Raw genomic sequence first — 17,119 nt, 5'->3', positions numbered from 1 at the left:
CAGGCGGCGATCTGCGACCAAAGTGGGGCGTTGCCCGCCGCCGGCGACCGCTACGCTGAAGGGAGAAAAACACTTTGCCGGCTAATCGGCCGGACGGAGGAGTCGCCATGAACGCTATCGTCTCGCTCGCCCTGAGTTTCCCGCTGATCGTCTTCACGGCGCTGCTGGCGCTGACGGCGATCTACTGGTTGCTGGTGCTGCTGCGCCTGGCGCCCGTGGAGCTGTTCGAGCACGACAGCCTGCGCAACGACAATCTGGCCGGTGCCCTGGTGTCGCTGGGATTCGGCGGCGTGCCGGCCTCTGTGGCGCTCAGCGCGCTGATCGTGCTGGCCTCGGCGCTGGCGCTGGTCGTCGAGCTGGCGATCCTGCGTCCGCTGCCGCTGGGCTTCTTCCGTGTGCCGCTCGGCATGGCGGTGATCTGGGCGGTCTTCGCGCTGGCCTCGCCGCTGGCCTCGTGGCTGTGCCGTCGGCTGCATCGTCGCCTGCATCGTCATCCCACGCTGTCGCGGCGCTGCCTGTTGGGCGAGCGGGTGCGGGTGACCGAAGTCGATGCCGATGGCGCGACCGCGGTAATGGATGACGACCCCGGCCGCGAGGTGCGCCTGCGGGGCAAGGAGGGGAACTGGCCGCGGGTCGGCGAGATGCGCGTGCTGGTCAAGTATCTAACTGACCAGGGCGCTTATCGCTCGGTGATGGAGCAGGACTACCTGGATGCGCGCACGCGGCTGGTGCGGCTGCATCTGCTGGAGCGACATGAGCGCTCCGATGGGGAAGAAATGCGGGGGCATAAAGGGCCGACGTCTTCAGGCTAAGGCGTCTTGCCGGGTGAGCAGCCGCAGCTGGGTGTCGACCATCCTGGTGCCGCGCTCTGCGAGAGAAAAGGCCTCAGTGTCGAGTAACCAGTCGTGGAAAAGGCCCGACAGGGTGGCCTGCAGCAGTAGAGTGGCGTCTTCCGCGGAGATGTCGTCCCTGAGCAAGCCATGTTTCTTGGCCGTGTCGAAGTAGTCCCTCAGGGCGCCGAGACACTCGCTATCCATCTCCTTTTGCATGGCGCAGGGATCGATATCGCTGAAGAACTCGCAGCGGTGCAGCAGGATGGCGCATACGCGCCGATGTCGCGGCTGTTCCAGGCGCCAGAAACCCTGGCGACAGCCCAGGCGAATCGCCTCCAGCGGCGTGGTGGCCTCGACGTCGGTTTCCTTCACCAGTTCCTCGAACGGCATGCGCACCCGGTCCAGCATGGCGCGGAACAGGTCGGCCTTGTTGCGAAAGTGCCAGTAGACGGCGCCGCGGGTCATGCCGGCGTGGCGGGCGATCTGCTCCAGCGAGGTGCGGGCGACGCCCTTCTCGAAGAACACCTCCTCGGCGGCATCGAGCAGAGCCACGCGGGTGGTTTCGGCTTCGGCCTTGGTGCGTCTGGCCATGGTGTTGATCGACTCCGGATGGGTAGGGCGCCATTCTACCCAATGAGCGAGCGGGTTTACATTCATCGGTGAATGCTACGTTGGTCCGGGGTTGCTTGAGGCGTTCGCCGGGATGCGTGAATATGAGGTGGCGCTTATTTCAGGAGGTCGCTTCATGGCTCGCGCTCCGTTCGAACTCGCCGGCGTTCGCGTGGCACCCGGCACCCGACAGCAGATCGACGTGCCGGCGGCCCGGCTCTATACCCATGCCCCGCTCTACATTCCCGTGGAGGTGGTTCACGGCCGCCAGCCGGGGCCGGTGATGCTGGTCTGCGGTGGCATCCACGGCGACGAGATCAACGGCGTGGAGATCGTGCGCCGGCTGCTGCGCTCGCGCCAGCTGAAGGGGCTTCGGGGGACCCTGGTCGGCGTGCCGATCGTCAACGTCTTCGGCTTCGTGCAGCACAGCCGCTACCTGCCCGACAGACGCGATCTCAACCGCTGCTTCCCGGGCAGCGAGTCGGGTTCCCTGGGCAGCCGGATCGCGGCGCTGCTCCGCGAGCAGATCGTCGATCAGGCCACCCATATCATTGACCTGCACACCGGCGCTCTGCATCGCACCAACCTGCCGCAGATCCGTGCCCGCCTGCGTCCCGGCAGCGAGACCGAGCGCATGGCCGACGCCTTCGGCGCGCCGGTGATCCTCAACGCAGAGCTGCGCGACGGCAGCCTGCGTCACTATGCCGAGAGCCGCGATATTCCGGTGCTGACCTACGAGGCCGGCGAGGCGCTGCGCTTCGACGAGTGGGCGATTGCCCCGGGCGTGCGCGGCGTGCTGCGAGTGATGCGCCGGCTCGGCATGCTCGGCGGAGAGAAGCGTCGCCGTCCGCCGCCGGCGGCGGAGGTGGCCGGCGGCTCGAGCTGGGCGCGTGCGCCGATCGACGGCATCCTGCGGCCGCGGGTGCGGTTGGGCGCCCGGGTGGCGGCGGGCGAGCTGCTGGGGCGGGTCGCCGATCCCTTCGGCAACGCCGAGGGTGAGGTGCGGGCCACGGCCGACGGCATCGTGATTGGCATGAGCCGGCTGCCGCTGGCCAACGAGGGCGAGGCGCTGTTCCATATCGCCCGTTTCGACGCCATCGAGGAGGCCGAGAGTGCCGTCGAGACTTTCCAGTCGAGCCTGGAGCCGCCGCCCGACGCGCTCTATTGACGCGTCAGTCGGCCGGGATGGCTTCGCGCGGCGTCGGCACCAGGCCCAGGGCGTCGTCGAACACCGCGAGACCGGCGCCGTCACGGTGGGCATGCTCGGACAGGTGGCGACGGAACTTGCGACCGCCCGGGCAGCCCTGGAACAGGCCGAGCAGGTGCCGCGTCATGTGGTTGAGCTTCGCGCCTTCCTCGAGCCGTTGGGCGATATAGGGGCGGAAGGCCGCGGCGGCGGCGTGGCGGTCGGCCGCCGGGCCGATGTCGCCGTACAGGCGACGGTCGACGTCGGCCAGCAGCCAGGGATTCTGATAAGCCTCGCGGCCGACCATCACGCTGTCGACGTGCTCGAGCTGCGCCTGGCACTCGTCGAGCGTCTTGATGCCGCCGTTGATGCCGATGTGCAGCTCTGGACGGCTGGCCTTCAGTCGGTGTACGCGCGGATAGTTGAGCGGCGGAATGTCGCGGTTCTCCTTGGGCGACAGCCCCTCCAGCCAGGCCTTGCGCGCATGCACGATGAACACCTCGCAGCCGGCGTCTGCGACCCGTTCGATGAAGCGGGCCAGATCGGCATCCTCGTCCTGATCGTCGATGCCGATGCGACACTTCACGGTGACCGGAATCGACACCGCCTCGCGCATCGCCTTGACCGCCGCCGCGACCTTGTCGGGGTGGCCCATGAGGCAAGCGCCGATCAGGTTGTTCTGCACCCGGTCGCTGGGGCAGCCGACGTTGAGGTTGACCTCGTCATAGCCCCAGGCCTCGGCGATCGCCGCGCACTCGGCCAGCGCGCCGGGGTCGCTGCCGCCGAGCTGCAGCGCCAGCGGATGCTCCACGGCATCGTAGCCGAGGAAGCGCTCGCGGGGGCTGCCGTGCAGGATGGCGCCGGTGGTCACCATCTCGGTATAGAGCAGGCTGCGGCGCGTCAGGGTCCGGGCGAACGCGCGGTAGTCGCGGGTCGTCCAGTCCATCATCGGGGCCACGGAGAAGGTGCGGTCGAGATCGGTCATCGGCATCACGGGGTCGTTCGGGAAGCGCGTATTCTACCAGTCATGGCGCGGGGTGCGAGTGCCGGCGGCGATGTCGTCCATACTCGATGAGGCAGCGGTGTGACACGGCAATCGAAGGAGGGCGAATGGACACTCATGATCTCGACGAGTCGCGGCGCGAACTGCTGGCGCGGGTGTTGCAGCATGGCGGGGTGCTGGCCGCACCGTTCGGCCATGCCGGCGAGGATTCGCACCAGCCTCGGGAGCTGGCCGATATCGCGGCTCTGGAGGAGGCGGGGCATCTCGCGGTGCAACGGGATGACGAGGGCCGGCCGAGCCGGCTCGAGCTGACGCCGAGCGGCTATCGCGCCCTCGGGGTCGCCTAACTCGGCAGATAACGCGAGGGAAAGGAGGCGAACGATGAGCGATCGCAAGATCGAGCTGGAGCGGCTGAAGGAAGAGCTCGAGGCGCGCCTGGCCCGCTATCGTCAGCACCGGGAGCGAGCGGCGGGACCGCTGGACAAGGACATGGAGGATCAGCCCCTGGAGACGCGGGACGACGAGGTGGTGGCCTCACTGGAGGCGGAGGCCGCGGACGAGCTGTCCCAGGTCCGCCATGCCCTGGCTCGGATTCGCGAGGGACGAGGCGAGGCGTGTGAACGCTGTGGCGAGCCAATCGATGCGGGTCGCCTGGCGGCGGTGCCCCATGCGACCCTGTGTCGAGCGTGCCAAGATGGCGGGTGACGCCGCTGGGAGCGTGTCTGATCAGGGAGGAGTCGTATGAAGGCATGGCAGCGAGGCGCCTGGGGCATGGCCCTGGTGACAGGGCTGGTAGCCGGCCTGGGCGGCTGCGGCGGCAGCGAAGACGACAAGCCGCCGGCCGATGAGCGACTGGGTGGCGTGGCGCAGCCCGAGACGTCCGCGCAGTCCGCGCCGGCGCTTGACGTTGCGCCATTCGATGCCGAAGTGAGCATCGATATCGATGCCCGGCTGCGCAGCGATCGTCGCCTGCTGGTCGAGGGCGTCACCAACCTGCCCGAGGCGACGCGCCTGCAGGTGCTGGTGGAGCGCGAGCTCAGCGGTGTGCGCTGGCAGGAGCGTACCGTAGTGGAAGCGGGAGGCGGCTTTGCCGCCGGACCGTTCGGCCCGGGCAGCGGGCTGCCGGACGGCGGCTATCGCATCACCGTGAACATGCCGCCCGCCTCGGTGCAGCCGTCGGAGGTGCGGGCGCGGCTGGGGGATAAGGGGCAGCATCTGCGCGGTCCGCTGGTGCAGGCCTCGCGTCACGGGCTGGGTCAGGTGATCAGCGCCAGTCAGCGCTTTCTGGTCGGCAGTGAGCCGCGGCATACCACCGACCAAGTGGAGGTCATGGAAGTGAAGTAAGCGCGCCGGTTCACACCGTCTCGTGACGCCACAGGGCGACGACCTTGCCCAGCAGTCGGCAGTCGGGCGTATAGGGTGTCGGCGCGGCGTCGTCATGGCGCTGGAAAGTCAGTTCACCCTTGGCATCCTGCTGGACCCGGCGCAGTGCCAGCTTGCCGGCTTCCTCGATCAGGTAGAGGCCCGGCTGGCGAAAGATCTCGGTCGGGGCGATGGCCGCCAGGTCACCGGTGTTCAGGTAGTCGAGTGCCTCGCCCGGCGCCGGCGTCGCCAGATGGCAGTCGCCGTCCCAGCGCTGCCCGGGGGTGAGTTCGATCGGCAATTCGATGCCCTTGGCCTCGGTGCCCTCCCAGGGCGGCGGCCCATCGGCCCGCAGGAACAGCGGTGCCGGGCGGCTGGCGTTGTTGTCGAGCAGGGCGGAGAGCGGGCAGCCCAGGGCGGCGGCCAGCGCGACCAGGCGTTCGTGGCCGATCTGCTTGATGGCCCCGGATTCCCAATAGGAGATGGTGACGTCCGAGACGCCGACTCGACGGGCCAGGGCCGCCTTGTTGAGATTGGCCTCCAGGCGAAGCTGTTTGATCCGTGGGCCGAGTGTTTCCATGAACGTCGTCCTGTCTGAGGTCTCTACGAAAGAGAGGAATGGTCTGCGATTGCTGGGAACTGTGCAATAGCGAGCATCAACGTTATGACCATCGTCGCGGCCGAACGTCACCACGCGATGGGCTGGTCGTTCCAGTCCCTGAATTCGCCGGTGTCCGACGGTAAGCGCTCGCTCATCACCGCGAGCAGGCGTTCGGCAACGAAAGACGGCGTGAACAGCTTGCCTTCGGGCACCCGAGACTGGAAGGGGGCCGAGAGAGCGGTGTCGGTGGTGCCGGGGTGCAGGCAAAGGAGGCAGGCGTTGGGGTTCAGGCGCCGCAGCTCCACCGAGGCGGTCTTCATCAGCATGTTATGCGCCGCCTTGCTGGCGCGATAGGCGTACCAGCCGCCCAGGCGGTTATCGTCGATGGAGCCGACCCGCGCCGAGAGGCTGCCGATCAGCGCCGTGTGGTGCCCCTTGAGCGAGGGGGTCAGCGTCTTGAGCAGCAGCGCCGGGGTAACCGCATTGACGTGGAGCAGTCGGCCCAGGGCCACGGCGTCGAGATCGTCGAGCTTCTTCTCGGGTGCAATGCCATCCGTCTCGTCGTGCAGCATGCCCATGGCATTGATCACCAGGTGCAGCGGTTGGCCATCGAGGGCCTTGCCCAGCGCCTCGAGCCCCTGTTCGGTGGCGAGGTCCAGGGTATGGGGAGTGAGTCGCTCGTCGTCGCGGACCACTGGCCGGCGGCTGATGGCGTGCAGGCGCGCCAGGCGCGGCTCGTCCAGCAGGGCGTCGACCAGCGCCGAGCCGATGCCGCCGGAGGCGCCGGTGATCAGGGCGGTGAAGCCGTCGGGCAGTTGGGGCAGCATGACGTTCCTCGCGCTCTAGGGTTCAGCCATGGACCATTTCGCGTTTCGATGATTCCACGGTGCGGCTGCCGGCATCCGGCGAGGCGCGTATAATGCGCCCATTCCTCTGGAGGTCTTGCGGCAGCATGCGGTTTCATGCCCCGGCTGGCAAGGCGGCCAGGATCCATTCCCCGACCGGACCAAGGACGACATGACCGTACGTACCCGTATCGCGCCGTCTCCCACCGGCGATCCCCATGTGGGAACCGCCTATATCGCCCTGTTCAACCTGTGTTTCGCCCGCCAGCACGGCGGCGAGTTCATCCTGCGCATCGAGGACACCGATCGGGTGCGCTCGACCGCCGAATCGGAGCAGATGATCCTCGACTCCCTGCGCTGGCTCGGTCTGGAGTGGGACGAAGGCCCCGACGTGGGCGGTCCGCACGGCCCTTACCGCCAGAGCGAGCGCGGCGACATCTATGCCGAGCATGCGCGCAAGCTGATCGCTTCCGGCCATGCGTTCAAGTGCTATCGCACCAGCGAGGAGCTCGACGAACTGCGCGAGGCCCGCAAGGCCGCCGGCTTGCACCTGGCGCTGAAGCCGGCCGACCTGGCGCTGCCCGAGAAAGAGGTCGCGCGTCGCGAGCGCGAGGGCTGGCCTCATGTGGTGCGCATGCACGTGCCGGCCAGCGGTACCTGCGTGGTCGAGGATATGCTGCGTGGCACCATCGAGGTCGACTGGGCCCAGGTGGACGCCCAGATCCTGCTCAAGTCCGACGGCATGCCGACCTATCACCTGGCCAACGTGGTCGACGACCACCTGATGGGCATTACCCACGTGCTGCGCGGCGAGGAGTGGATCAACTCCGCGCCCAAGCATCAGCTGCTGTACGAGTACTTCGGCTGGCCGATGCCGACGCTGTGCCACATGCCGCTGTTGCGCAACCCGGACAAGTCGAAGCTGTCCAAGCGCAAGAACCCGACCTCGATCAACTACTACCGCCGCATGGGCTTCCTGCCTCAGGCGGTCACCAACTACCTCGGTCGCATGGGCTGGTCGATGCCGGACGAGCGTGAGAAGTTCACCCTCGACGAGATGATGAGCCACTTCGACGTGCAGCGCGTCTCGCTGGGCGGGCCGGTGTTCGACCTGCAGAAGCTGAGCTGGCTCAATGGCCTCTACATCCGCGAGGACCTGGACGACGACGCCTTCCTCCAGGCGCTGCGCGACTGGGCCTTCAACGAGGAATACGTGCGTCAGATCCTGCCGCAAGTGCGCCCGCGGGTGGAGACGCTGTCCGATGTGATGCCGCTGGCTGGCCACTTCTTCTCGGGTGTGCCGGCGATAGAGGAGGGCGACTTCGACGGCGTCAAGCTGGGCCGCGAGGACCTGGTGAAGCTGCTGCAGTTCCTGACCTGGCGCCTCGAGACCGTGCCGGCATGGCACAAGGATGCCCTGCTGGCCGAGGTCAAGACGCTGGCCGCACACTTCGAGCTCAAGATGAAGGACTTCCTGGCCCCGGTCTTCATCGCCATCACCGGCTCCGCCGCCAGCACCTCGGTAATGGATGCCATGGCGATCCTCGGCTCGGACATGACCCGGGCGCGCCTGCGCCACGCCATCGCGGTGCTGGGCGGCGTGTCCAAGAAGCAGGCCAAGCGCTTCGAGAAGGAATACCGCGATCTCTAATTAAACAGGAACACGCTGAAGTTCCGTCGCAAGCGACGATAGGCTGGTCGCCGCCGGAGCACAGCGCCCGGAGTGTAGCCTGCTACATGAGGAGCGCGAGCACCGCCGGCGGCCAGCTTTTCACAAAGAGCGCGAGCGCAGCAGGAAATTCTCGTTTTACCGTTGACGAAGGCGAGGGGAATCAGTATTATACGCCTCGTCTTCACGACACGTGGGGCCTTAGCTCAGCTGGGAGAGCGCAACACTGGCAGTGTTGAGGTCAGCGGTTCGATCCCGCTAGGCTCCACCATAGATGTCATCGAAGGCGATGCGTCCCATTCGTCTAGTGGTCCAGGACACCGCCCTTTCACGGCGGTAACAGGGGTTCGAACCCCCTATGGGACGCCACTACTCTCTTATATCTCCCCGGACGCTTTAGGCGTCTTTTTTTGTCTCCGCCGTCGGCGCCCCGTGGTGCTGTACTGCTTGGGGCTCATGCTTTTCTCCTAGAAAGGGCCGTTCCGGGCCTTGACTTGTCCACTTGAGCGGTTCCTGTCGCAATGCTTGTTCACAGCATCGCGGCGAAAGCCCGTGGTTATGGGGTTTTTAAATTAGTGCTTTAAAATCAAAGGCTTGGATGCGATCAAAATTTGATCAATCTAAGCCCGAGCCGCTATCCATGGCGATTCTGAGCGATTCCCCAACGGTTTTGAACAGGTTTATCCACAGATTGTGTGGAAAACGCTGCGAAACCGCGTCAGTACGATGACGGCGGTGGAAAAGGGGGGTGCTCTGCTCGGCCGTCTCCGCGCGAGGCCGTGAGCGGGGTGGGGCGGGGCGGTCGTCTCAGACGATGCCGGCAGGGTGCAGGGATGGCCGGGAAGGAATGTCGAGATAGTGCGATGGCGTTGAGTCGTTGGTGCTCAGGGCCGCTCTCGAGAGGCCCGGGGCGATGGGGGAATGCAAGAAGGCCGCCCCAAGGGGCGGCCTTCTGCGTCGGAGCGAAGCGTTCGCCGATTACTTGGCGGGGTAGTCGCGCTGGGTGTGGCCGGTGTAGAGCTGGCGCGGACGGCTGATCTTGTAGCTGTCGCTGAGCATCTCGTTCCAGTGGGAGATCCAGCCGATGGTGCGGGACACCGCGAAGATCACGGTGAACATGTTGGTCGGGATGCCCATGGCCTTGAGGATGATGCCGGAATAGAAGTCGACGTTCGGGTAGAGCTTGCGCTCGACGAAGTACTCGTCTTCCAGGGCGATCTGCTCGAGGCGCTTGGCGATCTTGAGCTGCGGGTCGTCGGCCTTGCCGAGCTGGGCCAGGACCTCGTCGCAGGTCTCCTTCATGACCTTGGCGCGCGGGTCGAAGTTGCGGTAGACGCGATGACCGAAGCCCATCAGCTTGAACGGGTCGTTCTTGTCCTTGGCCTTGTCGATGAAGCGCTGGATGTTCTCTTCGGAGTCGTCGCCGATCTCGTCGAGCATGTTCAGCACCGCTTCGTTGGCGCCGCCGTGGGCCGGGCCCCAGAGGGCGGCGATGCCGGCGCTGATGCAGGCGAACGGATTGGCGCCGGTGGAGCCGGCCAGACGCACCGTGGAGGTGGAGGCGTTCTGCTCGTGGTCGGCGTGGAGCATGAAGATGCGGTCCATCGCCTTGGCGAACACCGGATTGATCTCGTAGTTCTCGCACGGGTTGCTGAACATCATGTAGAGAAAGTTCTCTGCATAGTTCAGATCGTTGCGCGGATAGACGAACGGCTGGCCCACGTTGTACTTGTAGGACATGGCCGCGATGGTCGGCATCTTGGCGATCAGGCGGATGGCGCTGATCTCGCGGTCTTCCTGCTTGGTGATGTCGAGGTGGTCGTGGTAGAAGGCGGCCAGACCGCCGACGACGCCGCACAGGATCGACATCGGGTGGGCGTCGCGACGGAAGCCCTTGAAGAAGTTGGCCAGCTGCTCGTGGACCATGGTGTGATGGGTGATGCGGCCGGCAAATTCGTCATACTGGGTCTTGTCGGGCAGTTCGCCGAACAGCAGCAGGTAGCACAGTTCGACGAAGTCGGACTGCTTGGCCAGCTGGTCGATCGGGTAACCGCGGTGCAGCAGTACGCCCTTGCCGCCATCGATATAGGTGATGGCGGACTGGCAAGAGGAGGTGGCCATGAAGCCGGGGTCGTAGGTGAACAGGCCTTCGGCACCCAGGCCGCGAACGTCGATGACATCCGGGCCCGCCGCCCCCGAGTAGACGGGTAGCTCGATCGATTTCTCCAGACCTTCTACCGTCAGCGTTGCTTTCCTGTCAGCCATAACTGGCCTCCTCTCGAGTTCATGGTGGCGCGATAAGTCCTGAATTCGCGGAACTTGCCGGCGAAAAGGTTCGCCCACTATAGAAGCGTCTTTTCGATTGTCAATTCATCCATTGGCGCTCGAAGGTGATCGCGCCAACCGCTTTTGTGTATTTTTTGTACAGCTAATGGTGCTTTGCACCATCGGGGTGCGGTGTGCGCGAAGCCAAGTACATGAAACTGGCAAACCTCCGTGGGGCAGCGTTTTTTTCGCTATTCGGAGGCTGCCACCATGGTCGAGTCGGCGAGCGAGCGATTTGTCATCGATATGGGCATGGCCCTATAATCCAGTCCCGCGACTGGCAGGAAAAGGGAGATCGTGACCCGCAAGGCATGATCGTTCTCCTTCCCGAAACCACCGCCCGTGTCGGGCTCTCCTCGAGTGCCCAGCAGCGGGCCAAGAGAGTGTGTAGAGAGCCGTGAATAGCAAACGACCCGTAAATCTGGATCTGTCCACGATACAGTTCCCCCTCCCCGCCTTGACGTCGATCGCCCACCGGATTACCGGCGTCATTCTCTTCATCGGCCTGATCTTCGGCTTTTGGGCACTGGATGCGTCCTTGTCATCCCCCGAAGGCTTCGCCGCCGTCAGCGGTGCGCTGGCTCACAACTTTCTGGTCAAGCTGATCGCCTGGGGGCTGCTGTCCGCCCTGGCGTTCCACTTCGTGGCCGGCATCAAGCACCTGCTGATGGACGTCGACATCGGCGTGACCCTCGAGGGTGGCGTCAAGAAGGCGCAGATCACCGTCGTGGCAAGCGTGGTCCTGATCATTCTGGCTGGAGTCTGGGTATGGTAACCAACATCACGAACTTCGGGCGCAGCGGGCTGTCCGATTGGCTCGTTCAGCGCGTTTCGGCCGTTATTCTGGCCCTCTACACACTCTTTATCGTCGGCTATCTGCTGGTCCACCCGGGGCTCGACTACGCGACCTGGAGCGGGCTCTTCGGCCAGACCTGGATGCGCATCTTCTCGCTGCTGGCCTTCGTGTCCCTGTCCGCCCACGCCTGGGTGGGTCTGTGGACCGTGACCACCGACTATCTCAAGCCGACCGGCATTCGTGTTGCCGTCCAGACCGTCATCATCCTGGCCATCTTCGTGTTCCTGGTCTGGGGTATTCAAGTCCTGTGGGGAGCCTGATCCATGTCCAACATGCGTAGCCTGACCTTCGACGCCATCATCATCGGCGGTGGCGGTTCCGGCCTGCGGGCCGCGCTCGAGCTGGCCAAGTCCGGCAAGAAGACTGCCGTGCTGTCCAAGGTCTTCCCGACCCGTTCGCACACCGTGTCCGCCCAGGGCGGCATCACCTGCGCCATTGCCTCCGCCGATCCGAACGACGACTGGCGCTGGCACATGTACGACACCGTCAAGGGCGGCGACTACATCGCCGACCAGGACGCCGCCGAGTACATGTGTTCCGAAGGTCCCAAGGCGGTCTTCGAGCTCGAGCACATGGGTCTGCCGTTCTCCCGCTTCGACAACGGTCGTATCTATCAGCGTCCGTTCGGCGGCCAGTCCAAGAACTTCGGCGAAGGCGGTCAGGCGGCCCGTACCTGTGCCGCGGCGGATCGTACCGGTCATGCCCTGCTGCACACTCTTTATCAGAACAACCTGAAGAACAATACCACCTTCCTCAATGAGTGGTACGCCGTCGACCTGGTCAAGAACGCCAATGGCGACGTCGTCGGCTGCATCGCCATGGACATCGAGTCCGGCGAAGTGGTTCACATCAAGTCCAAGGCCACCGTGCTGGCCACCGGCGGCTCCGGTCGCATCTTCGCCTCCACCACCAACGCCCTGATCAACACCGGCGACGGCATCGGCATGGCGCTGCGCGCCGGCTTCCCGATGCAGGACATGGAGATGTGGCAGTTCCACCCGACCGGCATCTACGGCGCCGGCACCCTGGTGACCGAGGGCTGCCGCGGCGAGGGCGGCTACCTGGTCAACAAGGACGGCGAGCGTTTCATGGAGCGCTACGCGCCCAACGCCAAGGATCTGGCCGGCCGCGACGTGGTCGCGCGCTCCATGGTCATGGAGATCCTCGAGGGCCGCGGCTGCGGCGAGAACGGCGACCACGTCTACCTCAAGCTCGACCACCTCGGCGAGGAAGTCCTCGGCAAGCGCCTGCCGGGCATCGTCGAGCTGTCCAAGACCTTCGCTCACGTGGACCCGGCCAAGGAGCCGATCCCGGTGGTGCCGACCTGCCACTACATGATGGGCGGCGTGCCGACCAACGTGCACGGCCAGGCGATCATGCAGGATGGCGACGGCAACGACCACATCGTCAACGGCCTCTACGCCGTCGGCGAGGCGGCCTGCGTCTCGGTCCACGGCGCCAACCGCCTGGGCGGCAACTCGCTGCTCGACCTGGTGGTGTTCGGTCGCGCGGCCGGCATGTTCATCGAAGGTGCGCTCAACGAGGGCGTCGAGTACCTGGCGGCCAGTGAGTCCGATGTCGCCTCCGCCATGCAGCGCATCAACCGCTGGAACGAGTCCGAGAGCGGCGAGACCGTGCCCGAACTCAAGCGTGCGCTGCAGGACATCATGCAGAACGCCTTCGGCGTCTTCCGTCAGGAAGACAACATGCAGAAGGGCGTCCAGCAGCTGGCCGAGCTGCGTGAGCGCATCAACAACGCTTACCTGCCGGACAAGTCCAACACCTTCAACACCGCCCGGGTCGAGGCGCTCGAGCTCGACAACCTGATGGAGGTCGCCGAGGCCACCGCCATCGCCGCCCTCGAACGCAAGGAAAGCCGTGGTGCCCACTCTCGCTACGACTACCCGGATCGCGACGACGTCAACTGGCTGAAGCACTCGCTCTACTTCCCGGCCGAGAAGCGGTTGGGCAAGCGCGACGTCAACTTCGCGCCCAAGACCGTCGACATGTTCGAACCGAAAGTCCGTACCTACTGAGGGGAGTCACGATGTCCACGCTTCAGGTATCCCTGTACCGCTACAATCCCGAAACGGACTCCGCCCCCTACATGGAGGAGTTCCAGGTCGACACCCAGGGTCGCGACCTGATGGTGCTCGACGTCCTGCATCTGGTGAAGGAGCAGGACAACGGCCTGGCCTATCGCCGCAGCTGCCGCGAGGGCGTGTGCGGCTCCGACGGCATGAACATGAACGGCAAGAACGGCCTGGCCTGCATCACGCCGCTGTCCGACGTGGTCAAGAAGGGCAAGCTGACCCTGCGTCCGCTGCCCGGCCTGCCGGTCATTCGTGACCTGGTGGTCGACATGGGGCTGTTCTACCAGCAGTACGAGCGCATCCAGCCGTATCTGCAGAACGACACGCCGGCGCCGGCCATCGAGCGCCTGCAGTCGCCGGAGGATCGCGACAAGCTCGATGGTCTTTACGAGTGCATCCTGTGCGCCTGCTGCTCGACCTCCTGCCCGTCGTTCTGGTGGAACCCGGACAAGTTCGTCGGTCCGGCCGGCCTGCTGCAGGCCTATCGCTTCCTGGCCGACTCCCGCGACGAGGCCACCCGCGAGCGCCTGGAGGATCTCCAGGATCCGTTCAGCGTATTCCGCTGCCGCGGCATCATGAACTGTGTGGCAGTGTGCCCGAAGGGGCTCAACCCCACGCGCGCGATCGGCAAGATTCGCGAGATGCTGCTGGCGAATGCCACTTAAATCGTGGGCCCGGGCTTGTTATCATACGCCCCAGGCTGCGACGTGCTGTCGCAGCCTGGCCCCCGGTGAGACGTCCGAAGCCGGTGCCCTGTGCACCGGCTTCTGATCATCGCAAGAAGGTGTCTGCCCCGCCGGCCGGCTACCTAATGTTGTCGCCACGGGTGAGCCGTGACGGCCGACACCACCCCATCAGTGCAGGGTGACCGAGAGATGCAACAAGGCATAATGGAGTTGATGTGGCGCTCCTCCCATGTCAGTGGCGGTAATGTCCACTATGTGGAAGCGCTCTACGAGCAGTACCTCGATGACCCCTCTGCCGTTCCCGACGAATGGCGTCAGTACTTCGACCAACTGCCGCAGCCCGATGGCAGCGCCACCCAAGACGTTCCGCTTGCCCCGACCCGCGAACAGTTCTATCAGCTAGGCCGCCAGCGCCGCACCGCCCAGACCGCTGCCGCCGCTCCCGAGAGCGACGAGAATCGCAAGCAGGTCAAGGTGCTTCAGCTGATCAACGCCTACCGCTTCCGCGGGCACCAGAAGGCCGATATCGACCCCCTCGATCTGCGCAGCCCGACCCCGGTGCCCGACCTCGATCTGTCCTTCCACCAGCTCTCCAAGGCCGATCTGGATACCGAATTCCAGACCGGCTCGCTGTTCATGGGGGCCGACAAGGCGCCGCTGAAGCAGATCGTCGAGGCGCTGGAGCAGACCTACTGCCGCAGCATCGGCTGCGAGTTCATGCACATCGTCGACACCGAAGAGAAGCGCTGGCTGCAGCAGCGTTTCGAGTCGGTGCGCTCGGCGCCCAAGTTCAGCGATGACGTGCGCAAGCATGTCTTCGAGCGGCTCACCGCCGCCGAGGGGCTGGAGAGCTACCTGGCCTCCAAGTACCCGGGCACCAAGCGCTTCGGCCTGGAGGGCGGCGAGTCCTTCATCCCTATGATGGACGAGCTGATCCAGCGCGCCGGTGGCTACGGCACCAAGGAAGTCGTGATCGGCATGGCCCACCGCGGCCGTCTCAACGTGCTGGTCAACATCCTGGGCAAGAACCCCTCCGAGCTGATCGACGAGTTCGACGGCAAGAAGCTGGTCGAGCGTGGCTCCGGTGACGTCAAGTATCACCAGGGCTTCAGCTCCAACGTCATGACCCCGGGTGGCGAAGTCCACCTGGCCATGTCGTTCAACCCGTCCCACCTGGAGATCGTCGCGCCGGTGGTCGAGGGCTCGGTGCGGGCCCGCCAGGATCGCCGCAACGACGCCGACGGCGGTAAGGTGCTGCCGATCAACGTTCACGGCGACGCGGCCTTCGCCGGCCAGGGCGTGGTCATGGAGACGTTCCAGATGTCCCAGACCCGTGCCTACCGGACCGGCGGCACGGTGCACATCGTGATCAACAACCAGGTGGGCTTCACCACGTCCCATCCGGAAGACTCGCGCTCCACCGAGTACTGCACCGACATCGCCAAGATGGTTCAGGCGCCGATCTTCCACGTCAACGGCGACGACCCGGACGCCGTGTTGCACGCCACCCAGGTGGCGCTCGACTATCGTCAGCAGTTCAAGAGAGACGTGGTCATCGACCTGGTGTGCTACCGCCGCCGCGGCCACAACGAGGCCGACGAGCCGTCCGGCACCCAGCCGATGATGTACAGCAAGATCAAGAACCACCCGTCCTCGCGCGCGCTGTACGCCCAGCGCCTGGTCAAGGAGGGGCTGATCAGCGAAGACGAGGCCAAGGCGACCATGGAAGGCTACCGCGACGACCTGGTCGCCGGTAACCACGTGGCCAACGCCCTGGTGCAGAAGCCCAACACCGCGCTGTTCGTCGACTGGAAGCCCTATCTCGGCCACGAGTGGAGCGGCCACACCGACACCAGCTTCGACATGAAGCGCCTGCAGCACCTCGCGGCGCGCATGTGCGAGGTCCCGGACGGGGTCGAGGTGCAGCGTCAGGTCGCCAAGATCTACGATGATCGGCGCAAGATGCAGGCCGGCGGCATGGCCTGCAACTGGGGCTTCGCTGAGACCCTGGCCTACGCCACGCTGCTCGACCAGGGCCACCCGATTCGTCTGACCGGCCAGGACGTGGGTCGCGGCACCTTCTCTCACCGCCACGCGGTGGTGCACAACCAGAAGGACGGCAGCACCTACGTGCCGCTGCAGCACCTGACCGACGGCCAGCCGTGCTTCACCATCCACGACTCCTTCCTGTCGGAAGAAGCCGTGCTGGCGTTCGAGTACGGCTATGCCGCCACGGCGCCCAACGACCTGGTGATCTGGGAGGCGCAGTTCGGCGACTTCTTCAACGGCGCCCAGGTGGTGGTCGACCAGTTCATCTCCTCCGCCGAGACCAAGTGGGAGCGCCTGTGCGGCCTGACCATGCTGCTGCCGCATGGCTACGAGGGTCAGGGCCCCGAACACTCCTCTGCGCGTCTGGAACGCTTCCTGCAGCTGTGCGCCGAGCACAACATGCAGGTCTGCGTGCCGACCACCCCGGCGCAGATCTTCCATCTGCTGCGTCGCCAGATGATCCGCAAGCTGCGCAAGCCGCTGGTGGTGATGTCGCCGAAGAGCCTGCTGCGTCACAAGGATGCCACCTCCAGCCTCGACGAGCTGGCCGGCGGCAGCTTCCAGATGGTGATTCCCGACCAGGGCCAGCGCGACGCCGACAAGGTCGAGCGCATCATCCTGTGCGCCGGCAAGGTCTACTACGATCTGGCCAACTGGCGCGAGGAGAACGCCCGCGACGACGTGGCCATCCTGCGTCTCGAGCAGCTCTATCCGTTCCCCGAGGCCGAGCTCCTCGAGGCGATCCAGGCCTACACCAACGCCAGCGAGATGGTGTGGTGCCAGGAAGAGCCGCTCAACCAGGGTGCCTGGTACTCCAGTCAGCACCACATGCGCAGCGTGGCGGAGCAGCTCAAGACGGGCCTGGGCGGCAAGCTCAAGTTCGCCGGCCGCCCGGCCTCGGCGGCGCCCGCGGCGGGCTACATGTCCGTGCACACCGAACAGCAGCGCAAGCTGGTGGAAGACGCCTTCAACCTCTAAGGCAGCCCACCGGGACGAGAGAGA

At 65.5% G+C, this 17,119-nt stretch carries 16 protein-coding genes and 2 tRNA genes; 13 read left to right on the top strand and 5 right to left on the bottom strand.

The genetic code is table 11. The features are described from left to right. Positions 1-107 precede the first annotated feature (107 nt). Complete coding sequence (locus tag MYL53_RS06985) at positions 108-812, top strand: hypothetical protein (RefSeq protein WP_247852895.1); 705 nt, start codon at positions 108-110, stop codon at positions 810-812. Here the strand turns inward: MYL53_RS06985 and MYL53_RS06980 are convergent. After that, positions 804-1,424 (bottom strand): TetR family transcriptional regulator, encoded by a 621-nt coding sequence (locus tag MYL53_RS06980; protein WP_247852894.1) that lies wholly within the window; start codon positions 1,422-1,424, stop codon positions 804-806. The two genes, MYL53_RS06985 and MYL53_RS06980, sit on opposite strands and share 9 nt — an antisense overlap. 154 nt (positions 1,425-1,578) lie before the next feature. Between MYL53_RS06980 and MYL53_RS06975 the strand changes: the two genes are divergently transcribed. Beyond that, entirely contained in the window at positions 1,579-2,610 is a 1,032-nt protein-coding gene (locus MYL53_RS06975) for a succinylglutamate desuccinylase/aspartoacylase family protein (RefSeq protein ID WP_247852893.1), read from the top strand. Between the two features lie 4 nt (positions 2,611-2,614). Here the strand turns inward: MYL53_RS06975 and dusA are convergent, their stop codons facing one another. Continuing rightward, complete coding sequence (gene dusA / locus MYL53_RS06970) at positions 2,615-3,613, bottom strand: tRNA dihydrouridine(20/20a) synthase DusA (RefSeq protein ID WP_247853002.1); 999 nt, start codon at positions 3,611-3,613, stop codon at positions 2,615-2,617. A 125-nt stretch (positions 3,614-3,738) separates the two neighbouring features. On the opposite strand from dusA, the gene MYL53_RS06965 reads away from it, so the two are divergent. The 3 genes from MYL53_RS06965 to MYL53_RS06955 are packed head-to-tail and all read left to right on the top strand — an operon-like array spanning position 3,739 to position 4,975. After that, positions 3,739-3,978: a hypothetical protein gene (locus tag MYL53_RS06965; protein WP_247852892.1), complete on the top strand. Its 240-nt coding sequence runs from the start codon at positions 3,739-3,741 to the stop codon at positions 3,976-3,978. A gap of 34 nt (positions 3,979-4,012) precedes the next feature. Further along, entirely contained in the window at positions 4,013-4,336 is a 324-nt protein-coding gene (locus MYL53_RS06960) for a TraR/DksA family transcriptional regulator (RefSeq protein ID WP_247852891.1), read from the top strand. Between the two features lie 36 nt (positions 4,337-4,372). Then, on the top strand, positions 4,373-4,975 hold the full coding sequence (locus tag MYL53_RS06955) for a hypothetical protein (RefSeq protein ID WP_247852890.1): 603 nt from the start codon (positions 4,373-4,375) through the stop codon (positions 4,973-4,975). A gap of 10 nt (positions 4,976-4,985) precedes the next feature. Here MYL53_RS06955 and MYL53_RS06950 read toward each other — a convergent pair whose 3' ends face one another. Together MYL53_RS06950 and MYL53_RS06945 are read right to left on the bottom strand one after the other, a co-directional pair. Beyond that, positions 4,986-5,573: a helix-turn-helix domain-containing protein gene (locus tag MYL53_RS06950; RefSeq protein WP_247852889.1), complete on the bottom strand. Its 588-nt coding sequence runs from the start codon at positions 5,571-5,573 to the stop codon at positions 4,986-4,988. A 107-nt stretch (positions 5,574-5,680) separates the two neighbouring features. Continuing rightward, positions 5,681-6,421, bottom strand: a complete 741-nt coding sequence (locus tag MYL53_RS06945) for an SDR family NAD(P)-dependent oxidoreductase (protein ID WP_247852888.1) — start codon at positions 6,419-6,421, stop codon at positions 5,681-5,683. A gap of 190 nt (positions 6,422-6,611) precedes the next feature. On the opposite strand from MYL53_RS06945, the gene gltX reads away from it, so the two are divergent. The 3 genes from gltX (at position 6,612) to MYL53_RS06930 (ending at position 8,477) form a co-directional block, all read left to right on the top strand. After that, a complete protein-coding gene (gene gltX, locus MYL53_RS06940; protein WP_247852887.1) occupies positions 6,612-8,090 on the top strand; it encodes a glutamate--tRNA ligase in 1,479 nt (492 codons plus the stop codon). Between the two features lie 213 nt (positions 8,091-8,303). Further along, positions 8,304-8,379: transfer RNA gene (locus MYL53_RS06935), tRNA-Ala, on the top strand. 22 nt (positions 8,380-8,401) lie between these two features. Then, positions 8,402-8,477, top strand: a tRNA-Glu gene (locus MYL53_RS06930). Positions 8,478-9,086: 609 nt separating this feature from the next. Here MYL53_RS06930 and gltA read toward each other — a convergent pair. After that, positions 9,087-10,373: a citrate synthase gene (gene gltA, locus MYL53_RS06925; RefSeq protein WP_247852886.1), complete on the bottom strand. Its 1,287-nt coding sequence runs from the start codon at positions 10,371-10,373 to the stop codon at positions 9,087-9,089. 457 nt (positions 10,374-10,830) lie between these two features. On the opposite strand from gltA, the gene sdhC reads away from it, so the two are divergent. From sdhC to MYL53_RS06900, 5 genes are all read left to right on the top strand, one after another. Then, complete coding sequence (sdhC, locus tag MYL53_RS06920; protein ID WP_247852885.1) at positions 10,831-11,208, top strand: succinate dehydrogenase, cytochrome b556 subunit; 378 nt, start codon at positions 10,831-10,833, stop codon at positions 11,206-11,208. Continuing rightward, positions 11,202-11,549, top strand: a complete 348-nt coding sequence (gene sdhD / locus MYL53_RS06915; protein WP_247852884.1) for a succinate dehydrogenase, hydrophobic membrane anchor protein — start codon at positions 11,202-11,204, stop codon at positions 11,547-11,549. Before sdhC ends, sdhD begins: the two co-directional genes overlap by 7 nt. 3 nt (positions 11,550-11,552) lie before the next feature. Further along, complete coding sequence (sdhA, locus tag MYL53_RS06910; RefSeq protein ID WP_247852883.1) at positions 11,553-13,325, top strand: succinate dehydrogenase flavoprotein subunit; 1,773 nt, start codon at positions 11,553-11,555, stop codon at positions 13,323-13,325. Between the two features lie 11 nt (positions 13,326-13,336). Continuing rightward, complete coding sequence (locus tag MYL53_RS06905) at positions 13,337-14,047, top strand: succinate dehydrogenase iron-sulfur subunit (protein WP_247852882.1); 711 nt, start codon at positions 13,337-13,339, stop codon at positions 14,045-14,047. A gap of 210 nt (positions 14,048-14,257) precedes the next feature. Next, positions 14,258-17,095 carry a 2-oxoglutarate dehydrogenase E1 component gene (locus MYL53_RS06900; protein ID WP_247852881.1) on the top strand — a complete coding sequence of 946 codons (2,838 nt, stop codon included), beginning with the start codon at positions 14,258-14,260 and terminating at the stop codon, positions 17,093-17,095. Positions 17,096-17,119 lie beyond the last annotated feature (24 nt).

The sequence above is a fragment of the Halomonas getboli genome, assembly GCF_023094245.1.
Classification (GTDB): Bacteria; Pseudomonadota; Gammaproteobacteria; order Pseudomonadales; family Halomonadaceae; genus Halomonas; species Halomonas getboli.
Note: the sequence above shows the minus strand (reverse complement) of the source record. Positions and strands in the feature narration are given on the sequence as shown.

What these genes read in the sequence shown, in the direction of transcription:
- MYL53_RS06985 (WP_247852895.1), top strand. Translation starts at nt 108, where the DNA reads ATGAACGCTATCGTCTCGCTCGCCCTGAGTTTCCCGCTGATCGTCTTC.
- MYL53_RS06980 (WP_247852894.1), bottom strand. Translation starts at nt 1,424, where the DNA reads ATGGCCAGACGCACCAAGGCCGAAGCCGAAACCACCCGCGTGGCTCTG.
- MYL53_RS06975 (WP_247852893.1), top strand. Translation starts at nt 1,579, where the DNA reads ATGGCTCGCGCTCCGTTCGAACTCGCCGGCGTTCGCGTGGCACCCGGC.
- dusA (WP_247853002.1), bottom strand. Translation starts at nt 3,613, where the DNA reads ATGACCGATCTCGACCGCACCTTCTCCGTGGCCCCGATGATGGACTGG.
- MYL53_RS06965 (WP_247852892.1), top strand. Translation starts at nt 3,739, where the DNA reads ATGGACACTCATGATCTCGACGAGTCGCGGCGCGAACTGCTGGCGCGG.
- MYL53_RS06960 (WP_247852891.1), top strand. Translation starts at nt 4,013, where the DNA reads ATGAGCGATCGCAAGATCGAGCTGGAGCGGCTGAAGGAAGAGCTCGAG.
- MYL53_RS06955 (WP_247852890.1), top strand. Translation starts at nt 4,373, where the DNA reads ATGAAGGCATGGCAGCGAGGCGCCTGGGGCATGGCCCTGGTGACAGGG.
- MYL53_RS06950 (WP_247852889.1), bottom strand. Translation starts at nt 5,573, where the DNA reads ATGGAAACACTCGGCCCACGGATCAAACAGCTTCGCCTGGAGGCCAAT.
- MYL53_RS06945 (WP_247852888.1), bottom strand. Translation starts at nt 6,421, where the DNA reads ATGCTGCCCCAACTGCCCGACGGCTTCACCGCCCTGATCACCGGCGCC.
- gltX (WP_247852887.1), top strand. Translation starts at nt 6,612, where the DNA reads ATGACCGTACGTACCCGTATCGCGCCGTCTCCCACCGGCGATCCCCAT.
- gltA (WP_247852886.1), bottom strand. Translation starts at nt 10,373, where the DNA reads ATGGCTGACAGGAAAGCAACGCTGACGGTAGAAGGTCTGGAGAAATCG.
- sdhD (WP_247852884.1), top strand. Translation starts at nt 11,202, where the DNA reads ATGGTAACCAACATCACGAACTTCGGGCGCAGCGGGCTGTCCGATTGG.
- sdhA (WP_247852883.1), top strand. Translation starts at nt 11,553, where the DNA reads ATGTCCAACATGCGTAGCCTGACCTTCGACGCCATCATCATCGGCGGT.
- MYL53_RS06905 (WP_247852882.1), top strand. Translation starts at nt 13,337, where the DNA reads ATGTCCACGCTTCAGGTATCCCTGTACCGCTACAATCCCGAAACGGAC.
- MYL53_RS06900 (WP_247852881.1), top strand. Translation starts at nt 14,258, where the DNA reads ATGCAACAAGGCATAATGGAGTTGATGTGGCGCTCCTCCCATGTCAGT.